Annotated in this window: 1 protein-coding gene; it reads left to right on the top strand. The window is 45.4% G+C overall.

Annotated elements, in window-relative coordinates; all coding sequences use genetic code 11:
- Positions 1 to 190 precede the first annotated feature (190 nt).
- Positions 191 to 1,420, top strand: a 1,230-nt coding sequence (locus tag H9Y04_RS49040; RefSeq protein WP_187820139.1) for an MFS transporter, incomplete at its 3' end; no start/stop codon positions are given.

Consider the following 1,420-nt stretch of genomic DNA (forward strand, 5'->3'; position numbering starts at 1 on the left):
GTTTGTTGGAAACCAAACCCGGAGGTCTGTTCAGTGACTCCGAACGCAAGTCAGTGTATGAAGAAACCGGCGGAAAACTCACCACCGACCAAGCTAGGTTCCATTTGACTTTGATAAAGAACTTGCGGAGTGTGAGGAACTCGCGAGAGATGCCAAACAAAACAGAAGTTTCAAAGAAAAGCTTCTTCTGTTGGAATATGAGCTCAACTTCAAGAACAAATCGCACATGGTTTGGCTTCTTGGAGGATTTGCAGCCGCCGCAGGATTACTTTCCGGTCTTGACCAGTCGATTATTTCCGGTGCTTCTATTGGAATGAGACAAGAATCCGGTCTTGGTTTGAGCTCGGATCAGGAATCGTGGGTTTCCAGTTTAATGCCTTTGGGTGCCATGGCTGGTAGTATTTTGATGACTCCATTGAACGAGTATTTTGGCAGAAAAATGTCGATTATAATTTCTTGTCTCTGGTATACTCTTGGAGCCGGTTTATGTGCTGGAGCCCGAAACTATCATATGATGTACGCTGGTCGTTTCATCCTTGGTATTGGTATTGGAATCGAAGGAGGATGTGTGGGTATCTATATTTCGGAATCTGTGCCTCCCACGGTAAGAGGAAACATTGTTTCGATGTACCAGTTCAATATTGCACTTGGTGAGGTACTTGGTTATGCTGTGGCTGCGATGTTTTATCTGGTTCATGGTGGCTGGAGATTTATGGTCGGGTCCTCGTTGGTTTTCTCGACGATTTTGATGGTGGGAATGTTCTTTTTACCGGAATCGCCTCGGTATCTCGTTCATAAAAACCGAATTGGTGAAGCTTATAGTGTATGGAAGCGGCTTCGGGACATTGACGACGACAAAAACAAGTTGGAATTTCTCGAAATGAAGCAGGCAGCACTCCAGGAACAAGAGGCTCGTGCTACCGAGTCCCGAATGGAATTGTGGAGCGATTTGTTCCGGATTCCCAGAAATAGAAGAGCACTCGTGTACGCCGTCATCATGGTTGGTTTGGGCCAATTGACCGGAGTCAACGCCGTGATGTACTACATGTCCACGTTGATGGCACGCATTGGCTTCACCACTAAAAACTCGGTTTTCATGTCGTTAGTGGGCGGAGGCTCGTTGTTGATTGGAACCATTCCTGCCATTTTGTTCATGGACAAATTTGGTCGTCGTGTTTGGGGTCTCAATATTATTGGATTTTTCATTGGTTTGGTGTTGGTTGGCGTGGGCTATCTCATTGATTTGAAGACCCATTTGGCAGCAGCTGAAGGTGTTTACTTGTCGGGAATCATTCTTTATATGATGTTCTTTGGATCTTATGCTTGTTTAACTTGGGTTTTACCAGCAGAATCTTTTGACTTGAGAACACGGTCAATGGGTATGACCATCTGCTCCACGTTCTTGTACTTGTGGTCGTTC

The sequence above is a fragment of the Streptomyces polyasparticus genome (genome assembly GCF_014493765.1).
GTDB classification, from domain to species: domain Bacteria; phylum Actinomycetota; class Actinomycetes; order Streptomycetales; family Streptomycetaceae; genus Streptomyces; species Streptomyces polyasparticus.